Source organism: Citrobacter sp. JGM124 (assembly GCF_018257795.1).
In the GTDB taxonomy this organism is placed as follows: Bacteria; Pseudomonadota; Gammaproteobacteria; order Enterobacterales; family Enterobacteriaceae; genus JGM124.
This window is the reverse complement of record NZ_JAERJD010000005.1, coordinates 23,174-41,245: the sequence shown is the minus strand read 5'-3', so window position 1 is coordinate 41,245 and position 18,072 is coordinate 23,174. Positions and strand designations below refer to the sequence as shown.

Sequence of the window (18,072 nt, the reverse complement as noted above, 5' to 3'; positions counted from 1 at the left end):
TGTAGAGAGCCGGATGAAAAACCAACGAATGACATTGCAGGATATAGCGAACCTTGCCGGGCTCAATAAAATGACGGTCAGCCGTTATTTACGTGACCCGGCACAGGTTTCTCAACGTAGCCGTGAGCTTATTTCAAAGGCAATGGAGGAAACCAGTTATATTCCGAATCGGGCTCCGGAGATATTACTCAATGCTCGCAGCAAAACCATTGGGGTATTAATCCCCTCTTTTCGTAATCAGATTTTTGCCGACGTTCTGGCTGGTATAGAGTCCATTACCTCCGAACATAATTACCAGACCTTAATTGCTAACTATGAGTATGACCCTCTCCGGGAAGAGAAAGAGGTTCTTAATCTACTGTCCTATAATATTGATGGCCTGATATTAACCAGCCGCAAACATAGCGATCGCATGATCAAGTACCTACAGGCATGCGGTATCCCGGTGGTAGAACTGATGGATATCGGTGGTCATCAGCTTGATCTCCAGGTCGGCTTTGATAACGAAAAGGCCGCCTGGGATATGACCAATGCCTTTTTGGAAAGTGGTAAACGTCGAATTGCTTTTTTTGGATCAATGGACGATCCTCGTGACTTAAGTCGTTACCATGGAACTGAAAAAGCTTTGGCGGTTCATAATCTTAAACCTTTCCATATGGCGCCACACGCCATCTCCTCCGTCGATCTGGGTCGCCAGATGTTTTTACAGTTTCAACAACAGCACCCAGAAGTTGACGCTATTTTTTGTACCAATGATGATTTAGCGGTGGGAGTTTTGCTGGAGTGCCAGAAACAGGGAATCAACGTTCCGGAAGAGATAGCCATTGCCGGTTTCCACGGGTTAGACATTGGCCGGGCACGTTTGCAAAAAATAGCCAGTGTTATCACACCACGTTATGAGATGGGTAAAGTGGCGAGTGAGGCACTTATTAAACGCCTGTCTGGGGCAGAAACGGCGGAACGTATCGATCTTGGCTACCAGATTTATTATGGTGACACACTGTAAGCCAAGGACTGCCCGTTACCTCAGAGAGGCTATTCCCCTCTGAGGCAACGTATATTCAGTCAGGCAAGGCAGAATTACGCCCCTGATTCACATCTTTTAATAACAAATTAATGCGCTGATCAGCAAACATCTCTGCCAGGGTAACGGTCAGTTTTCGGCGCCAGTTGGGGTATTGATCCGTGGTGCCGGGGATATTCACCGGGGCCGCCATATCCAGCCAGTCTTCAGGCTGTAAACCGAGTAATGCGCTGGCGCTCCCAGCGAGATAGCCATGCATGCCATGATTAAGCTCCCGGCTCATTGACAACGCAGAGGCCTGATCCCCCATAGACTTGGGCACATAATTATAATGATGCAGAACATCCAGTAGCCCTTGTTTGGATTGTTCACGATCCTGATAAAGCTGTTTCAGTATTTGAGGATCAGGATAAATACCCAGCGTATTCCCGAGGGTCAGATCATCGCATTGCCAGTAGCCACGCAGGGTGGGCAAATCATGTGTCGTAATGGTGGCCATTGCTTGATGGGTATAATCCTGCGGGGCCCGGAAGTGATTACCAGAGTCATGCTCGAAATAGAGCACCTTGTAAGAATAAACACCGTAGTCCCGCAGTTTATGGATAATTTCTGTTGGTACAATGCCCAGATCTTCACCGATCACCATGCACCGATGTCGCTGACTCTCAAGCGCTAAAATCGCCAGCAGGGTATCCACGGGATATTGCACGTAAGCCCCGTGATCCGCCGTGCGATCACGGGGGATCCACCACAACCGTAGTAAACTCATAACATGGTCAATACGCAACGCCCCACAACTGGTCATATTGGCACGCAATAGATCAATAAATGGCTGGTAAGCACGGTCTTCCATAATATGAGGATCCATTGGAGGTAACCCCCAATTTTGCCCTAAAGGCCCTAAAATATCTGGCGGCGCTCCCACAGAAGCCTGGAGACAGTATAGCTCCCGATCACACCAGGTTTCAGCCCCCCCTTCAGCGACCCCCACCGCCAGATCACGGTATAAACCCAGTGGCATATTACGTGCCTGGCTGGTACGGAAACAATCATCAAACTGGCTGGCGGCTAACCACTGCAGCCACAAATAGAAATTCACATCTTGCTGATGTTCATCGCAGAATGCCGCCACCGCTTCACTATGGCCATCACGATATTGTTCCGGCCATACCGGCCAGCCCCACATCATAGGGTCATTCATGCTGAGGTGTGCATGAAGAGCATCAAAGGCGGCCTGTTGGTACAGACTGACGCCACCTTCTGCCACAAACTGCTGAAAGCTCTGCATGCGTTTATCCCCGGCTTCCCGGGAAAGAAACAGGGGAAAGGCCAGACGTAGTGCGGTCAGTTTCAGTTGCATGACTTGGGGATAATCTACCCATTCAGTGGCCCGAACGCTGGCTAACGTATCCTGGGTTACTGGCTGTTGCCACCAGCCCTGTACAGCCTCACTGTGCTGGAATTCTTCCACGCGATTCACATCGATATAAATCACATTCAGCCAGCGTCGGGAAGAAGGGCTATAAGGACTGACACTTTGTGGATTGGCTGGGTACAGGGCATGAATAGGGTTAAGACCAATGAAGGCCCCACCCCGGGATTCAACCTGTTCCAGCATATGGTTTAAGTCACCAAAATCACCAATTCCCCAATTCTGTTCAGAGCGTAGTGTATAAAGCTGTACACAAGCCCCCCACAACCTCTTTCCCGTTTGTAACGCTTCGGGCTCATAACAACGTTTTGGAGCAACAATAACCGTACACTGCCACTGTTGCGCCCCCTGTTTCAGACACAGATGGTGATAACCCAAGGGCAACGATGCCCCCAGGTTCAGGGTGCTCTGGCCACAAAGATAGCCTTCAGTCTGTGTGCCATCTTCTGTCTGAAGCAGCCAGTGATAATCACCAGAACCTGCTACCGATAGCAGGGCCAGACTACCAACAGTATAAATTTTGACACCGGGTAAAGGGGATGTTTTCCTCTGACGTTCATAGACGGCCTGTTTGCCGCCCATCGCCGCCACCAATTGCTGCTGAGTCTCAGACGAAATAGCCTGCCGCTTACCATGTGCATTAATATAGCTGGCGGATATGCCTGCCAGGGTCGCTACCTGAGTGAGGGATAGACTGTCCATATGCCTCTCCTTAACGTTTCGCTTGCCAGATTCGTTGCTGGTAATCGCGAATTGAACGATCGGAACTGAACATGCCTACCCGAGCCGTGTTAAGAATGGTGCGCCGCGTCCACTCTTCTTTATTACGATACAACGTGTCTATCTCTTTTTGCGCATCACAGTAGGCAGAAAAATCTGCTAATACCAGGTAAGGATCGCCCCCTTCCAGCAAGCTGTGCAGCATCATGTCAAAGGCCTGTGTATCCCCGTCACTAAAAGCGCCACTGGCCAGCTCATCGAGTATGCTCTTCAGGTGAGCGTTCTGTTTCAGGTATTTTTTCGGTTCATAGCCTTTTGCCAGAATGGCTTTCACTTGCTCAACGGTATTACCGAAGATAAAGATATTCTCACCACCCACCTGTTCAGCAATCTCGACGTTAGCCCCATCCAGAGTACCCACGGTTAAGGCCCCATTCAGCGCCAGTTTCATATTACCTGTGCCAGACGCTTCTTTACCGGCGGTTGAAATCTGTTCTGATACGTCTGCCGCCGGGATCATCAATTCAGCCACTGAAACTCGGTAGTCTGGAATGAAAACAACCTTGATACGATCCCTGACGACAGGATCGTTATTGATCTTCTCTGCGACTTTATTGATAGCATAGATGATGTTTTTGGCTAAATAGTAACCTGGAGCAGCTTTCGCCCCAAACAGGAAAACACGAGGCACGATATCCAGACTTGGGTTATCACGAATCTGGCGATATAACGACAGAATATGCAGCAGATTCAAATGCTGACGTTTATATTCATGTAATCGCTTAATTTGTACATCAAAGATAGCATTCGGATTAATGGTTATTCCCATTACCTGCTTAACGTATTCAACCAGCTTAACTTTGTTGTCATATTTGATCTGCTGATAGCGCTGACAAAATGCGTTATCTGCGGCGAAAGGCTCGAGCCCTGCCAATGCTTCTAAATCATTTACCCATTCTACTTTCAGTGAGTCATCGATCAGCGTCGACAATGCTGGGTTACATTGTTTTAACCAACGACGGGGCGTAATACCGTTGGTGACATTGTGAAATTTGTTTGGCCATAATTGATAATATTCCGGAAATAAGTCCCTGATAATTAAGTCTGAATGTAATTGCGCCACGCCATTAACAGCAAAACCGCTGACAACACACAAATTCGCCATTCGCACTTGTTTGTCATGGTGTACGGCAAGTTTAGCCCATACTTTCTCATCCCCTGGCCACTGTTTGTCCACCAGCAGTTTAAACTGGGCATTGATCTGTTTGATGATGGCAAAGTGGCGTGGTAACAGGCTACGTACCAGTTTTTCATCCCAGCACTCGAGAGCTTCCGGCATCAGGGTATGGTTAGTGTAGGCAAAGGTTTTACTGGTTATAGCCCAGGCCGCATCCCATTCCAGTTGATGATCATCAAGTAGTACACGCAACATTTCAGGTATCGCGATCGTGGGGTGGGTGTCATTCAACTGAATGACTTCATAATCTGGCAATTCCGCTAATTTACGCCCCGCCAGGTGGTGCTTACGTAAAATATCCGCGACAGAGCAGGCACACTGAAAATATTGCTGCATCAGACGCAGACGCTTACCGGCCGTGTGATTATCATTGGGGTATAACACTTTGGTCAGTTTTTCTGCTTCGACGCCTTGTCGTTCCGCCAGCAAAAACTTCCCCTCATTGAACTTATTTAAATCAAATGGATGTGGTTGGGTTGCTTGCCATAAGCGTAATGGTTGCGCCACACCATTTTGAAAACCGAGTACCGGTAAATCCCAGGCTTCGCCGCGCAGGGTAAAATCCGGGCGCCATAGCTGCCGGCCATCGGCTTGAGTTTCAAGCTTACCGCCAAAGCCCACTTCCACAGCCAGGGCAGAATTATGGCGGAACCAGGGATAGCTTTCCCGCTGCCAGTTATCGGGCGCTTCTTGTTGCTGGCACGCATTGAAAGACTGGCGGAATAAACCATATTGGTAGTTCAAACCATAGCCCGTGGCAGGTTGTCCTACCGTGGCCATTGAATCGAGAAAACAGGCAGCAAGACGGCCTAACCCACCATTTCCCAGTGCGGGATCAGTCTCCTGCTCCAACAGGTCACTTAAACTAATCTGCTGTTCAGCCAGTAGCGCATCGACTTGGTGATACCAGCCCAAATTAATTAAATTATTGGCGGTTAAACGGCCGATCAAAAATTCCATGGAAATATAGTTAACGTGGCGATGTGGTTGCTGGGCAGTAACAGGCTTGGGTTGTACAACCATCTGTTCGGCCAGGGCTGCGCTCACCGCTTCCCACCACTGATGCTGGGTCATTTGTTGAGCAGAGGTTAAGCCAAAACGCTGCCATTGTCGGGTCAGTGCGGCGAGGAAATCGTCCTTTTTTAGCATAGGCTGTGACATAGGGCTCTCTATTCTGTGAGTGGGATAACTTACCTTCATCCTGCCAATGAGTGCAGACAAGAACATCATCCTGCCAAAGGCTTAGCTGGGGCTGAGTCGTAGGGCGTAGCTAAAATTGTGATCCGGAGCAACTTACCGCCATGAAACAGTATCCTGGAGTGTACGAACAGGGCTGTTATCAAGTCTGAGCAATGATAATATTAGGTCGTTAAAATAATGGCGCCGATGTCCGCCCCTGTTATTTTAGTACAAATTGACATAATTATTTTCAGGTCATCTTTTAACCGGAACGTATCCAAACCGGACACAGCATGTTGATCCCATCGAAACTGAGTCGCCCAGTACGGCTACAAAATACCGTGATACGTGACCGCTTGCTGCTGCAGTTATCCGAGGTCGCGAGTTATCGACTGACATTAATAAACTGTCCCGCAGGGTATGGAAAAACCACCCTTATAGCCCAGTGGGCTGCCGAACAACCTTTCCTCGGCTGGTACTCTCTTGATGAGAGTGATAATCAGCCAGAACGCTTTGCCAGTTACTTGGTTGCAGCAGTTCAGCTAGCCACTGGCGGGCATTGCAGCAAAAGCGAAGCACTCAGCCAAAAGCACCAATACGCAAGCCTGTCTACGTTATTTGCACAGCTCTTTATTGAGTTATCCGACTGGCAGGGGCAGCTCTATTTAGTGATCGATGATTATCATTTGGTAACCAACGATGCCATCCATGAAGCAATGCGGTTTTTCCTGCGTCATCAGCCAGAAAATTTGACCCTGGTCATGCTCTCCCGCACTTTGCCCCCGCTGGGCATTGCCAACCTGCGGGTACGTGACCAGCTCCTGGAGCTCGGGATGAAACAGCTGGCATTTAACCACCAAGAAGCACAGCAATTTTTCGAACGTCGCCTTCCGTCACCTTTAGCACAAGGGGAAAGCAACCAGTTCTGCGATGAGGTCGAAGGCTGGGCCACGGCGCTTCAGCTCATTGCGCTCTCTTCCCGGCAACCCAATTCCTCAGCGCAAAAATCAGTAAAACGTCTGGCCGGGCTGAATGCCAGCCACTTATCGGACTATTTGGTTGATGAGGTACTGGATCAGGTTGATAGGGACGGGCGGGCTTTCCTGTTACGTTGCTCGGTACTCCGTTCGATGAATGATGCGTTAATTGTGCGCCTGACAGGGGAAGATAATGGTCAGCAACGCCTGGAAGAACTGGAACGCCAGGGGTTATTTATTCATCGTATGGATGACAGTGGGGAATGGTTCTGCTTCCACCCGCTCTTTGCCGCTTTCTTGCGCCAGCGTTGCCAGTGGGAACTGGCCCTTGAGTTACCCAAATTACACCATGCAGCAGCAGAAGGATGGATGGCATTAGGCTACCCCGCCGAAGCAATACATCATGCCCTGGCTTTTGGCGATGTGGATATGTTACGCGATATCCTGCAAGAACATGCCTGGACACTGTATCACCGTAGTGAGCTGACACTGCTGGAGCAATGCCTGGTGGCACTCCCCTACTCTTTACTGGTACAAAATCCTGAACTGGTGTTGCTCCAGGCCTGGCTGGCACAAAGCCAGCACCGCTATGGTGAGGTCAACACCCTGCTTGAGCAAGCAGAATCCGCCATGCTGGATAGACAGATCCCAGTGGATAATATTCTGCGCGCCGAATTTGATGCACTGCGGGCTCAGGTTGCGATCAATGCAGGAAAACCAGACGAAGCAGAACAACTCGCCGCAGATGCCCTGGGAATACTGCCAGTAGCTAACTTCTATAGCCGAATTGTGGCGGCTTCAGTGATTGGTGAAGTACTCCATTGTAAAGGCGAGTTGAGCCGCGCACTGCCGATGATGCAGCAAACAGAGCAAATAGCACGCCGGCATGAGGTGTATCACTATGCGTTATGGGCACTATTGCAGCAAAGTGAGATTCTTATCGCCCAGGGATTCCTTCAAGCCGCTTATGAAACTCAGGATAAAGCCTTTGAATTAATCCATGAGCAGCACCTCGAACAGCTCCCCATGCATGAATTCTTACTGCGTATTCGTTCCCAGATATTGTGGTCATGGTCACGTCTGGATGAAGCAGAAGAAGCGGCACGTAAAGGGATTGAGATTCTGGTTAACTACCACCCGCAGCAACAGTTACAGTGCCTGGCCATGCTGGCGAAGTGTTCCCTGGCTCGTGGGGACCTGGATAACGCCAACCTGTATATTCAGCGTTGCGAAACATTGCAGCAAGACAGCCAGTACCATCTCGACTGGATAACAAATGCAGACAAACCACGAGTTATTCACTGGCAAATGACCGGCGACCAAGAGGCAGCCATTAACTGGCTACGCCACGCAACCAAACCAGGAATGGCCGATAACCATTTTTCACAGGGTCAGTGGCGTAATATTGCCCGTATACAGATTATGCTCGGGCGCTATAACGAAGCCGAAGTCATACTGGATGAGCTTAATGAGAATGCTCGCCGCCTTAACTTAACCAGTGATCTCAATCGCAATCTATTGTTAAGTAACATTTTTTATGGGAAGGTTAACCGTAAGAATGAGGCGCAACAAGCCTTGATAGAATCACTGTCATTAGCAAATCGTACTGGTTTTATCAGTCATTTTGTTATTGAAGGGGAAGCCATGGCGCAACAACTGCGCCAGCTGATCCAGCTCAATGCTTTACCTGAACTGGAACAGCATCGTGCCCAGCGGATCCTTAAAGATATTAACCAGCACCATCGGCATAAGTTTGCCCATTTTGATGAAGTCTTCGTTGAAAAGCTGCTCACCCACCCGCAGATACCGGAATTGATCCGCACCAGTCCGTTAACTCAGCGTGAATGGCAAGTTTTGGGGCTGATTTACTCAGGTTACAGCAATGAGCAAATCGCCGGAGAACTGGATGTCGCGGCAACCACCATTAAAACGCATATTCGTAATTTATATCAAAAAATGGGTGTCAGTCACCGCCAGGAAGCCATAGAGCAAGCACAACGTTTGTTGCAGATGATGGGCTATGTATAAACCAGGGTAATACGACTCTGTGGCCAGTGCGCTGAAACAGGCGGATCAAAAGATCAGCCTGCTTCAGCGCACGATGACGGTTACATTAATGACTGTTCCTGATGAATAAGAGCAATGATATTAATTCTGTTTTTTTGAACAAGAAAAGCAAATAGTTCTAATTTCATTCGTTACCTTCCTCCCTTATCATTTATCAAATCAGGCCAACAGCGCCTATTTATGAATAAGAGAATGTAAGGAATACCACCATGAAAAACATCAAAACTTTTGTTGCAGTTTCCGTCCTTTCCCTTCTGTCTTTTGGTGCCTTCGCGCAAAGCATCAGCGCCACCGCATCCACACTGGATGGTGCTGAGGCGAAAATCGCTGCCCAGGCTGCGCAGCAACATGCTGATTACACCATCACCAGTGCCATGGTAAACAACCAGGTGCATATGACCGCAGAGCTCAATAAGTAAGCCTGAACATCACCAGAAGTACGCTCCAGACTGACATTACCCCAGAAAGCCCAGAAGCCTCATCAGAGGCTTTTGGGCTTTCTCATACCTGCCTTTTTATAAGAATGGCCCCAGACATAATCGCAACACGTTAACTTCTATTTTTTTGAACAATAAAAGCAAATAGTTCTAATTTCATTCGTTACCTTACTCCCTTATCATTTATCACATCAGGCCAACAGCGCCTATTTATGAATAAGAGAATGTAAGGAATACCACCATGAAAAACATCAAAACTTTTGTTGCAGTTTCCGCCCTTTCCCTTCTGTCTTTTGGTGCCTTCGCGCAAAGCATCAGCGCCACCGCATCCACACTGGATGGTGCTGAGGCGAAAATCGCTGCCCAGGCTGCGCAGCAACATGCTGATTACACCATCACCAGTGCCATGGTAAACAACCGGGTGCATATGACCGCAGAGCTCAATAAGTAAGCCTGAACATCACCAGAAGTACGCTCCAGACTGACATTACCCCAGAAAGCCCAGAAGCCTCATCAGAGGCTTTTGGGCTTTCTCATACCTGCCTTTTTATAAAAATGGCGGCCATTCGAGGCCGCCAGAAAGACACAGAACACCAAATAAAGTGAGACAAAACCAGCAGTGGCATAACAAAAAAGCAATACGTTAACCCTTCACTCCTCCGGCAGTTAACCCTCCAACTAACCAGCGTTGGGCTAAAAGGAAGACCGCAGTAATAGGCATTGCGGATAACACTGCGGCAGCGGCGAAGTCGCCCCACAGGTAATTTTGCGGATTGAGGTACTGTTGCATCCCCACTCCCAGGGTATAGCTTTCCACATCACGTAATAGCAATGAGGCAACCGGAACTTCAGTGATGGCAGCAATAAATGACAGGATAAAGACAACCGCCAGAATAGGAACTGACAGGGGTAATAACACTAGCCGAAAGGCTTGCCATGGTGTTGCACCATCCAACGCAGCGGCTTCTTCCAGTGAACTGTCGATGGTTTCAAAGTAACCCTTGATAGTCCAGACATACAATGCAATCCCCCCCAGGTAGGCGAAAATAACACCACCGTGCGTGTTCAACCCAATAAACGGCATATACTGGCCAATACGATCGAATAGCGCATATAAGGCGACCAAAGAGAGCACTGCGGGAAACATCTGGAAGATCAGCATGCTTTTCAACAGGGTATTTTTTCCCCGAAAACGCATGCGGGCGAAAGCATAAGCACAGGTGGTGGACAGGGCAACAATCCCTATTGAGGTAATAACCGCGATTTTAACCGAATTCCATAGCCACAACAGCACCGGGAACGGGGGCGGGGTGACAGTACCGTTCGCCTGGGTCACACTAAATCCCAATGCCAGTTTCCAGTGCTCCCAGGATATCTGTTCTGGAATAAGGCTACCGGTAGCAAAGTTTCCAGACCGCAGCGAGATGGCAACCACCATCAGCAACGGGAACATGATCAACGCGATAAAGCACCACATCAAAAGATGTGTCCCTAACAGACGCAAGCGTTGAGATTTTGGTTTCACCATGGCCATCGGCATCTCCTCCTTTAGTCAAAATTCATTTTACTGGCTTTCAAATTCAGTAATGCCAGCGCAGCAACCAGGACAAAAATCAGTGTTGCAATAGCGGCGGCTAACCCAAAGTCCTGCCCGCCGCCACCTTCAAAGGCAACACGATAGGTATAGTTAACCAGCAAATCCGTATACCCCGCGGGTGTACTGGTGCCAATCATGTCCGGGCCACCTTTGGTTAATAACTGAATCAAAACAAAGTTATTAAAGTTAAAGGCAAAGCTGGCAATCATTAATGGGATCAGTGGCTTAATTAGCAACGGGAACGTGATTTTTGTGAAATTCTGGAAGGGGCCCGCCCCATCCATTGCAGAAGCCTCATACAGGTCATCAGGAATGGCCTTCAGTAACCCCATGCACAGAATCATCATGTAGGGGTAACCAAGCCAGGTATTCACGATTAAAACCATGCCTTTGGCAGTAAGAGGATCGCTGAACCATTCAGGTTTGATGCCAAACAGCTGGTTAAGCATCACGTTAACTTCACCAAAGCTTTGGTTGAATAGCCCTTTAAAAATTAAGATTGAAATAAATGCCGGAACGGCATAAGGCAGGATGAGTAATACACGATAAATGGCTTTACCTTTCAGTGCTTCCCACTGAACCAGGCAGGCCAGTACCATCCCGACGGCCACCGTAAAAACGACACTCAGCACCGAAAAGAGGACAGTCCAGATAAAAATAGAGATAAAAGGTTTCTGAATCCCTTCATCGTGTAAAACCCGCAGGAAGTTTTTCCAGCCTATGGTGATGGTGAACCCTGGGCTAAGGGTCTCATTTTCCCACTGCCCTTCAGCATTAATCGCCTGGTAAAAACCGCTTTCCCTGTTCGGGCGATATGTCACCCCTGTTTGCTGATTAATCAAGTCGCTACCATCCGCACCCAAGGTATAAAGTGGGCTAGTTTCCGCAAACTGGCGTAACGAACTCATACGTAGCTCACTGCCATTGGGAAGAATGACGACCAGCGCCCCCAGGGCCTGGCGATTTTGAGTAATCACCCGTAGTGTCGCCTGCTCTCCCGTCTGCTCGGTGGTGGTGGCCACAACAGGTAATTTCTGTTCCCCCTCGCCATTGATATTGAAAGGATCGGAAATATAGAACACATGATTATCCGGTGATGCGAGCTGTAAACGCCATTGATCCACATCAGGATAAAGGCCAAAGGAGAAGGTTTGCCCTGTCTGAAACTGCCTGCCCATTAAGACAGATTGTGCACGCTCGAAGGTCAGCTGGTTGGTACTGCTGTAGTTAGTGAAAGCAATAGCAATGGTACAAATTAAAGGAAACAGTACAAACAGCCCCATTCCTGCTATACCGGGGTAAACATAGCGCCAGGCGTAGGTCCTGCGGTTGGCAAAAACATACAACCCCAGACTCACCAGAATAAGTGTCACTATGGCAAAAAGATATTCACCCTGGGCATACATCAGCATGATCAAATAACAGGTAAACAGGCTCAGTACACCAATTACCAGCCATTTAAGGAGGTCACTCTGCCACCAGGCCATTCTCTTTTTACTGTTTTGAAATGCGGAGCGGGATAACTGCATAATGGTCCCTTTCATACTCTTGGTACTGGAAATTACAGCCCGGCAGGCTGCTCTCATTATTCGCCCGATCCTTGTGGATCGTCTTTATCAGGCTACTGCCACCCGTTTTTAAATCAGCTTCCAGCAGGTTTATCACCCGAATCACTGGCAGGCATCCCCCCTGCGAAATACGTTATTTTGCTGGAGAGATCCCTGGCCTGACAAAACCAGGGGGACAAACATCCCCCTGCCCATGAGAGCTACTCTTTGATGATGCGTGCTGCAGCATCGTCCAGTGCTGCATCAACAGTTTGACGCCCACTGATTGCGTTCAATACCGCACTACGGGTTGCATACCAGAAGGCTGCCATTTGAGGAATATTCGGCATAATTTCACCAAATTTGGCGTTCTCCATCGTCGCTGCAATGCGTGGATCTTTTGCCAGCTGTTCTTGATAGGAAATCAGTGTCACAGCCCCAAGAGGCTTGTCCTTATTAACATCAGCCAGGCCCTGGTCGGTCAGCAGGTAGTTTTCCAGGAACTCAGTGGCTAACTCTTTGTTCGGGCTGGCAGCATTAATTCCGGCCGTTAATATCCCAGCAAAAGGTTTAGAGTGCTGACCATGGAAAGTTGGCAATAGCGTCACGCCATAGTTAATGTTGCTCTTATCCAGGTTGCTCCATGCCCAGGGACCATTAATGGTCATTGCGGTATCCCCTTTATTAAAGGCAGCTTCGGCAATGGAATAATCCGTATCGGCACTGATATGTTTATTTTTCACCAGATCAACCAGGAATTGTAAGCCTGCTTTCGCTCCAGCGTTATTCACACCGACATTTTTCACATCGTAAACGCCGTTTTCAAATTTGAAAGCATAGCCACCATCAGCGGCAATAAGAGGCCAGGTGAAGTAGGGTTCTTGTAAGTTCCACATAATGGCGCTCTTACCATTCGCGCGTAGTTTTTTATCCAGCGCAGGGATCTCTTCCCAAGTTTTGGGTACTTCTTTCACTAAGTCTTTATTATAAATAAGGGATAACGCTTCAACGGCAATAGGATAGCCAATCAATTTGCCATTAAAACGTACCGCATCCCATGTGAAGGGAAACAGCTTTTCCTGGAAGGCTTTAGAAGGGTGGACTTCTGCCAGTAATCCAGACTGGGCGTATCCCCCAAAACGGTCATGGGCCCAAAAGATAATGTCCGGGCCGTCCCCTGTTGCCGCAACTTGGGGATATTTTTCTTCCAGTTTGTCTGGGTGTTCTACTGTGACTTTAATACCCGTATCTTTCTCAAACTTCTTACCAACTTCCGCCAACCCATTGTAGCCTTTATCGCCATTGATCCAGATGACCAGTTTACCTTCTTCAATTTTGGCAAACGCCGAGGAAGAGAGCACCAACGCCGTTAATGCCGAAGTAGCCAAAACGCGAGCGGTCTTACCAATACCGGATTCTGTGAAACAGTGAGTCATGGTCCAATCCTTTTATCCAATGTTGTGGGTACCGACTTTCTTGTGAATCAATAGCATTACATGGTGTAGTCTGTATTCAGACTGGGCTGGCTATGAGTCACGCAGTGAGGCGGGCAAGATAACGCTGTAATATAACGAGCTAAAAGATATTTATCCTGTTGACTGTAGTACAATTTATTACCCAGGATAGACATCACACTATCATATTGAGTCATAGATGGTTTCCCATCATCCCCCCCCCTTCTACGCCCCCCAGTGAGTTATTGTGATCCAGTTAACACTGCGACTCGTTCTGTGCTCTGTGCCACCACAATGCAGGTTGAAACTTGCGTGGTGGATCACGTATTTGCCTTTCTCCCAATGTGCCCGTTGGCGGTGAAGGGGCTCTCATCCTCCTGTCTCCTCCCCCCATGAAATAATTTGTCATGGATGATTTCCTAATACTGCCCCTATCGCACTATCACCGTTATTGAAACACCACGACCAAAGAAAATGTTGTTTCGTTCATTATCCGACCATCTCAGGACGCTGAAGCATTTACCAACGTGTCGCTCTATACTCAGGGCGCGACGCCGTCCGGGGCAACCTTGCTACAGCATGGCGGTATGGCGCGCAGCAAGAGAGTCATCAGAGTGCAGGAAGTGATCGCCGGGTATGACCGGAATGCTCTTCCGTAATTTTCTTCAGTCGGATTCACATGAAAAGTTATTTGCGAAAGCGAAGGAGTAACAGATGGCTAATGTAACGCTAAGTGGCGTTTATAAGGCCTTTGGCGAGGCTGTGATTTCTAAAGATATTAATCTGGAAATCGATGACGGTGAATTTGTGGTGTTTGTTGGGCCATCAGGATGTGGGAAATCAACACTCTTACGGATGATTGCCGGTCTTGAGGATATTACCTCCGGGGAGCTATTGATTGGGGGTAAACGGATGAACGACGTTCCCCCATCTGAGCGTGGCATTGGCATGGTGTTTCAGTCTTATGCGCTTTATCCCCATTTGTCTGTGGCTGAGAACATGTCTTTCGGTTTGAAACTGGCAGGAGTAAGGAAAGCGGAGATTAACCAAAAGGTTAACCAAGTCGCAGAAGTGTTACAGCTCGCTCACTTACTGGAAAGACGCCCTAAAGCCCTGTCCGGCGGCCAGCGACAGCGTGTTGCAATTGGCCGAACTTTAGTGGCAGAGCCTGATGTATTTCTGCTTGATGAACCCCTGTCCAACCTGGATGCAGCATTGCGAGTACAGATGCGCATTGAAATATCACGTCTGCATAAGCGCCTGCAACGAACCATGATTTATGTCACTCATGACCAGGTTGAAGCCATGACCCTGGCAGACAAAATCGTCGTACTGGATGCCGGAAACGTGGCTCAGGTGGGCAAGCCATTGGAGCTCTATCACTACCCCGCCAACCGCTTTGTTGCGGGCTTTATTGGCTCACCAAAAATGAATTTCTTGCCGGTTAAAGTGACCGCCGCGGAACCCCATCAGGTACAGATAGAGCTACCCAATAATCAACTCGTTTGGCTGCCAGTGGAAGGCACTCACGTCCAGGTTGGAGCCAATATGTCTTTGGGTATCCGTCCAGAGCATCTGTTACCAGGCGATGCTTCTGAAGTCTCGCTGGAAGGCGTGATTCAAGTGGTGGAACAACTGGGGAACGAAACCCAAATTCATATGCAAATTCTCGCAATACGTCAGAACCTGGTATACCGCCAGAACGACGTAGTGCTTGTAGAAGAAGGTGCAACATTTTCCATCGGTCTACCACTACATCGCTGCCACCTGTTCCGGGAAGATGGCACGGCCTGTAGGCGGCTGTACCAGGAGTTGGGCGTCTAGTTACCCGGATACCCGCTTTGGAGAACTGTCAGGCACGTATGCCAACAGGCAATTATAACAGGAGATAACTGATGACTACTCTGCACAAGTTACCTATAGCACTGGCTGTTGCCGCTGGTGTCCTTTCCACCCAAGCTATGGCTGTTGATTTCAACGGATATGCCCGTTCTGGTATCGGCTGGACGGGAAGTGGTGGTGAACAGCAATGTTTCAAATCCACTGGTGCACAAAGTAAATACCGTTTGGGTAACGAATGTGAAACCTATGCGGAGATCAAGTTAGGTCAGGAACTATGGAAAGAGGGTAACAAGAGCTTCTATCTGGATACGAACGTCGCCTACTCCGTATCACAACGGGATGACTGGGAATCAACTTCCCCCGCGTTCCGAGAAGCGAACCTGCAGGGTAAAGATTTAATTGATGCCCTACCAGGGTCCACCATGTGGGCCGGTAAACGTTATTACCAACGCCATGATGTCCATATGATTGACTTCTACTACTGGGATATTTCTGGCCCGGGTGCGGGGTTACAAGATATTGATTTAGGCTTTGGTAAATTATCTTTAGCGGTTACCCGTAACTCCGAAGCGGGGGGCTCCAGTGCCTGGATAGCCGAACAGCGTAAAGATGCTGAACACACAGTGAATGATGTGTATGACGTGCGTTTAGCCGGTTTGGAAACTAACCCGGGTGGATCGCTGGAACTGGGGTTTGATTATGGTCGTGCTAATACTCAGAAACATTACTCCCTGGCTCCAGATGCCTCAAAAGATGGTGTCATGCTGACAGCTGAACACACCCAAAGCATGCTGGGTGGCTTTAACAAATTTGTTGTGCAATACGCCACAGACTCGATGACGTCTTATAACAGCGGCCATTCACAAGGGACGCGCATTAATAACAACGGCCATATGACACGCATTATTGACCATGGCGCTATCAGTCTGGGTGACAAGTGGGATTTGATGTACGTTGGTTTGTATCAGGATACCAACTGGGATAACCAGAACGGCACCACTTGGTTCAGTACAGGTGTTCGCCCGATGTATAAATGGACCAGTATCATGAGCACCTTAATGGAGGTGGGTTATGACAATGTGAAGTCACAACGTACCGGTGACCACAATGGTCAATATAAGGTAACCCTGGCCCAACAGTGGCAAGCAGGGGACAGTATCTGGTCTCGCCCAGCCATTCGTGTGTTCGTCACCTACGCCAACTGGGATGAGAAGTGGGGCTACAATACGGTGACTGACAGCCCTAATCTCGGTATTGCCCAAAATGGCACCCTCAATACTGACAGCCGTGGCAAAGACAATCAATTCACCTTCGGGGCACAATTCGAAGCCTGGTGGTAACAGAAACAGAACAGCCGTCTTTCTGAGCGGCTGTTCTGCTTTGAGGGGGGATTCCCCCCACAGCGTGATGCCATCCTCTCTGCAATATTTCAGACGACCATGCACATGGCCGTCATGTGAATACAATAAAGAGAGTTATTCGTTAACGTGCCGACCTTGCCTGGACACCGTTAGCGTTGAAGTTCAAAGTATGAGGATATAACAATGAAAAAAAATATTCTGACACTCTGCCTGGTAATGGCCTTGGGAATGACAGTACCGTTGGTCGCACAATCTGCATCGGTCACCTCCCCTGCCAATGTCTCTATCGCACCTGCGATAAACACCAGCACATTGCAGCAACTACCATGGCAACCTCTAGTCCCCCCGGTGACAGAAGAGATTAAACTGACAGCCCATAGTCCGCATATCACTCAAGGGGATATTGAAGGGGCTGTCGCCGCCTTCACGTTACCTGCCGACCGCGGTGCCATGGAGGTAACTCTTAGCAGCCTGGTATCGGATAATCAGCTGTTTTCCCCCAGTGTTCTGGTCCTGGACGAACAAATGCATCCGGCAGCCTATTACCCTGCCAGCTATTTCACTTATGAGAAAGCGGGTGTCATGGTGAGTGACAGGCTGCAAGGGATGATGAAACTGACACCAGCCCTGGGCCAGAAACAGATTTATTTGTTGGTGTATACCACCCGGCAAGCACTGGCAAAAAGTACAACGTTGCTGGCCCCGGCTAAAGCCTATGCCATGGGCGTCGGTAATGCCGTGCCAGATATTCCGGACCCTATTGCCAGGCATACCCCCACCGGGAACCTGAGAGTAAAAGTCGCCGGAGAGCAAGGGATGAGCAATATCATGATTGGCTTGATACAGCCCACCCAGACAGCGACTCCAGTGGTGGTGGGCACTATGGCTCAACCTGTGACCACTCCGGCCCCAGTGGTGTCCAAACCAGCAGAACCCATGCAGAACGAGACAGAGGCCTACTTCAACCAGGCGATTAAAGATGCGGTGAAGGCGGGAAATGTAGATAAGGCATTGAAATTATTAAATGAAGCGGAGCAACTGGGGTCGAAATCTGCCCGCAAAACCTTTATTGGTAGTGTATCTCCTAAATAATTCTTGTTGCCTGCAGGTACGAAGGAACGACTGCATACCACATGAAATATGACGGGGATAAAAGGCAAGGGGTACTCCCGACACAACCAAATATGGCAGGATGATT

Annotated in this window: 12 protein-coding genes; 7 read left to right on the top strand and 5 right to left on the bottom strand. The window is 48.8% G+C overall.

Going from position 1 to position 18,072, the window contains the following annotated elements:
• Positions 1-13 precede the first annotated feature (13 nt).
• Positions 14-1,006 (top strand): substrate-binding domain-containing protein, encoded by a 993-nt coding sequence (locus JK154_RS08125; RefSeq protein ID WP_211992024.1) that lies wholly within the window; start codon positions 14-16, stop codon positions 1,004-1,006.
• Between the two features lie 55 nt (positions 1,007-1,061).
• Here JK154_RS08125 and malQ read toward each other — a convergent pair whose 3' ends face one another.
• Complete coding sequence (malQ, locus tag JK154_RS08120) at positions 1,062-3,158, bottom strand: 4-alpha-glucanotransferase (protein ID WP_211992023.1); 2,097 nt, start codon at positions 3,156-3,158, stop codon at positions 1,062-1,064.
• Between the two features lie 10 nt (positions 3,159-3,168).
• Positions 3,169-5,574, bottom strand: a complete 2,406-nt coding sequence (gene malP / locus JK154_RS08115) for a maltodextrin phosphorylase (RefSeq protein WP_211992022.1) — start codon at positions 5,572-5,574, stop codon at positions 3,169-3,171.
• Between the two features lie 311 nt (positions 5,575-5,885).
• Between malP and malT the strand changes: the two genes are divergently transcribed.
• The 3 genes from malT (at position 5,886) to JK154_RS08100 (ending at position 9,524) form a co-directional block, all read left to right on the top strand.
• Positions 5,886-8,597 (top strand): HTH-type transcriptional regulator MalT, encoded by a 2,712-nt coding sequence (gene malT / locus JK154_RS08110; protein WP_211992021.1) that lies wholly within the window; start codon positions 5,886-5,888, stop codon positions 8,595-8,597.
• Between the two features lie 248 nt (positions 8,598-8,845).
• On the top strand, positions 8,846-9,055 hold the full coding sequence (locus JK154_RS08105; RefSeq protein ID WP_211992020.1) for a DUF1471 domain-containing protein: 210 nt from the start codon (positions 8,846-8,848) through the stop codon (positions 9,053-9,055).
• Positions 9,056-9,314: 259 nt separating this feature from the next.
• Positions 9,315-9,524: a DUF1471 domain-containing protein gene (locus JK154_RS08100; protein WP_211992019.1), complete on the top strand. Its 210-nt coding sequence runs from the start codon at positions 9,315-9,317 to the stop codon at positions 9,522-9,524.
• Between the two features lie 192 nt (positions 9,525-9,716).
• Here JK154_RS08100 and malG read toward each other — a convergent pair whose 3' ends face one another.
• The 3 genes from malG to malE form a co-directional block, all read right to left on the bottom strand.
• Positions 9,717-10,607 (bottom strand): maltose ABC transporter permease MalG, encoded by an 891-nt coding sequence (gene malG, locus JK154_RS08095; RefSeq protein WP_211992018.1) that lies wholly within the window; start codon positions 10,605-10,607, stop codon positions 9,717-9,719.
• A 14-nt stretch (positions 10,608-10,621) separates the two neighbouring features.
• Positions 10,622-12,199 (bottom strand): maltose ABC transporter permease MalF, encoded by a 1,578-nt coding sequence (malF, locus tag JK154_RS08090; RefSeq protein ID WP_211992017.1) that lies wholly within the window; start codon positions 12,197-12,199, stop codon positions 10,622-10,624.
• Between the two features lie 239 nt (positions 12,200-12,438).
• The gene (malE, locus tag JK154_RS08085) at positions 12,439-13,653 is read right to left on the bottom strand and encodes a maltose/maltodextrin ABC transporter substrate-binding protein MalE (RefSeq protein WP_211992016.1); all 1,215 of its coding nucleotides are present in this window, start codon (positions 13,651-13,653) and stop codon (positions 12,439-12,441) included.
• A gap of 732 nt (positions 13,654-14,385) precedes the next feature.
• Here malE and malK point away from each other — a divergent pair.
• The 3 genes from malK (at position 14,386) to malM (ending at position 17,966) form a co-directional block, all read left to right on the top strand.
• The gene (malK, locus tag JK154_RS08080; RefSeq protein ID WP_211992015.1) at positions 14,386-15,495 is read left to right on the top strand and encodes a maltose/maltodextrin ABC transporter ATP-binding protein MalK; all 1,110 of its coding nucleotides are present in this window, start codon (positions 14,386-14,388) and stop codon (positions 15,493-15,495) included.
• A 71-nt stretch (positions 15,496-15,566) separates the two neighbouring features.
• Positions 15,567-16,853, top strand: coding sequence for a maltoporin (locus JK154_RS08075; protein WP_211992014.1), 1,287 nt, complete (start codon positions 15,567-15,569; stop codon positions 16,851-16,853).
• A 204-nt stretch (positions 16,854-17,057) separates the two neighbouring features.
• The gene (malM, locus tag JK154_RS08070) at positions 17,058-17,966 is read left to right on the top strand and encodes a maltose operon protein MalM (protein ID WP_211992013.1); all 909 of its coding nucleotides are present in this window, start codon (positions 17,058-17,060) and stop codon (positions 17,964-17,966) included.
• The last annotated feature ends 106 nt before the right edge of the window (positions 17,967-18,072 follow it).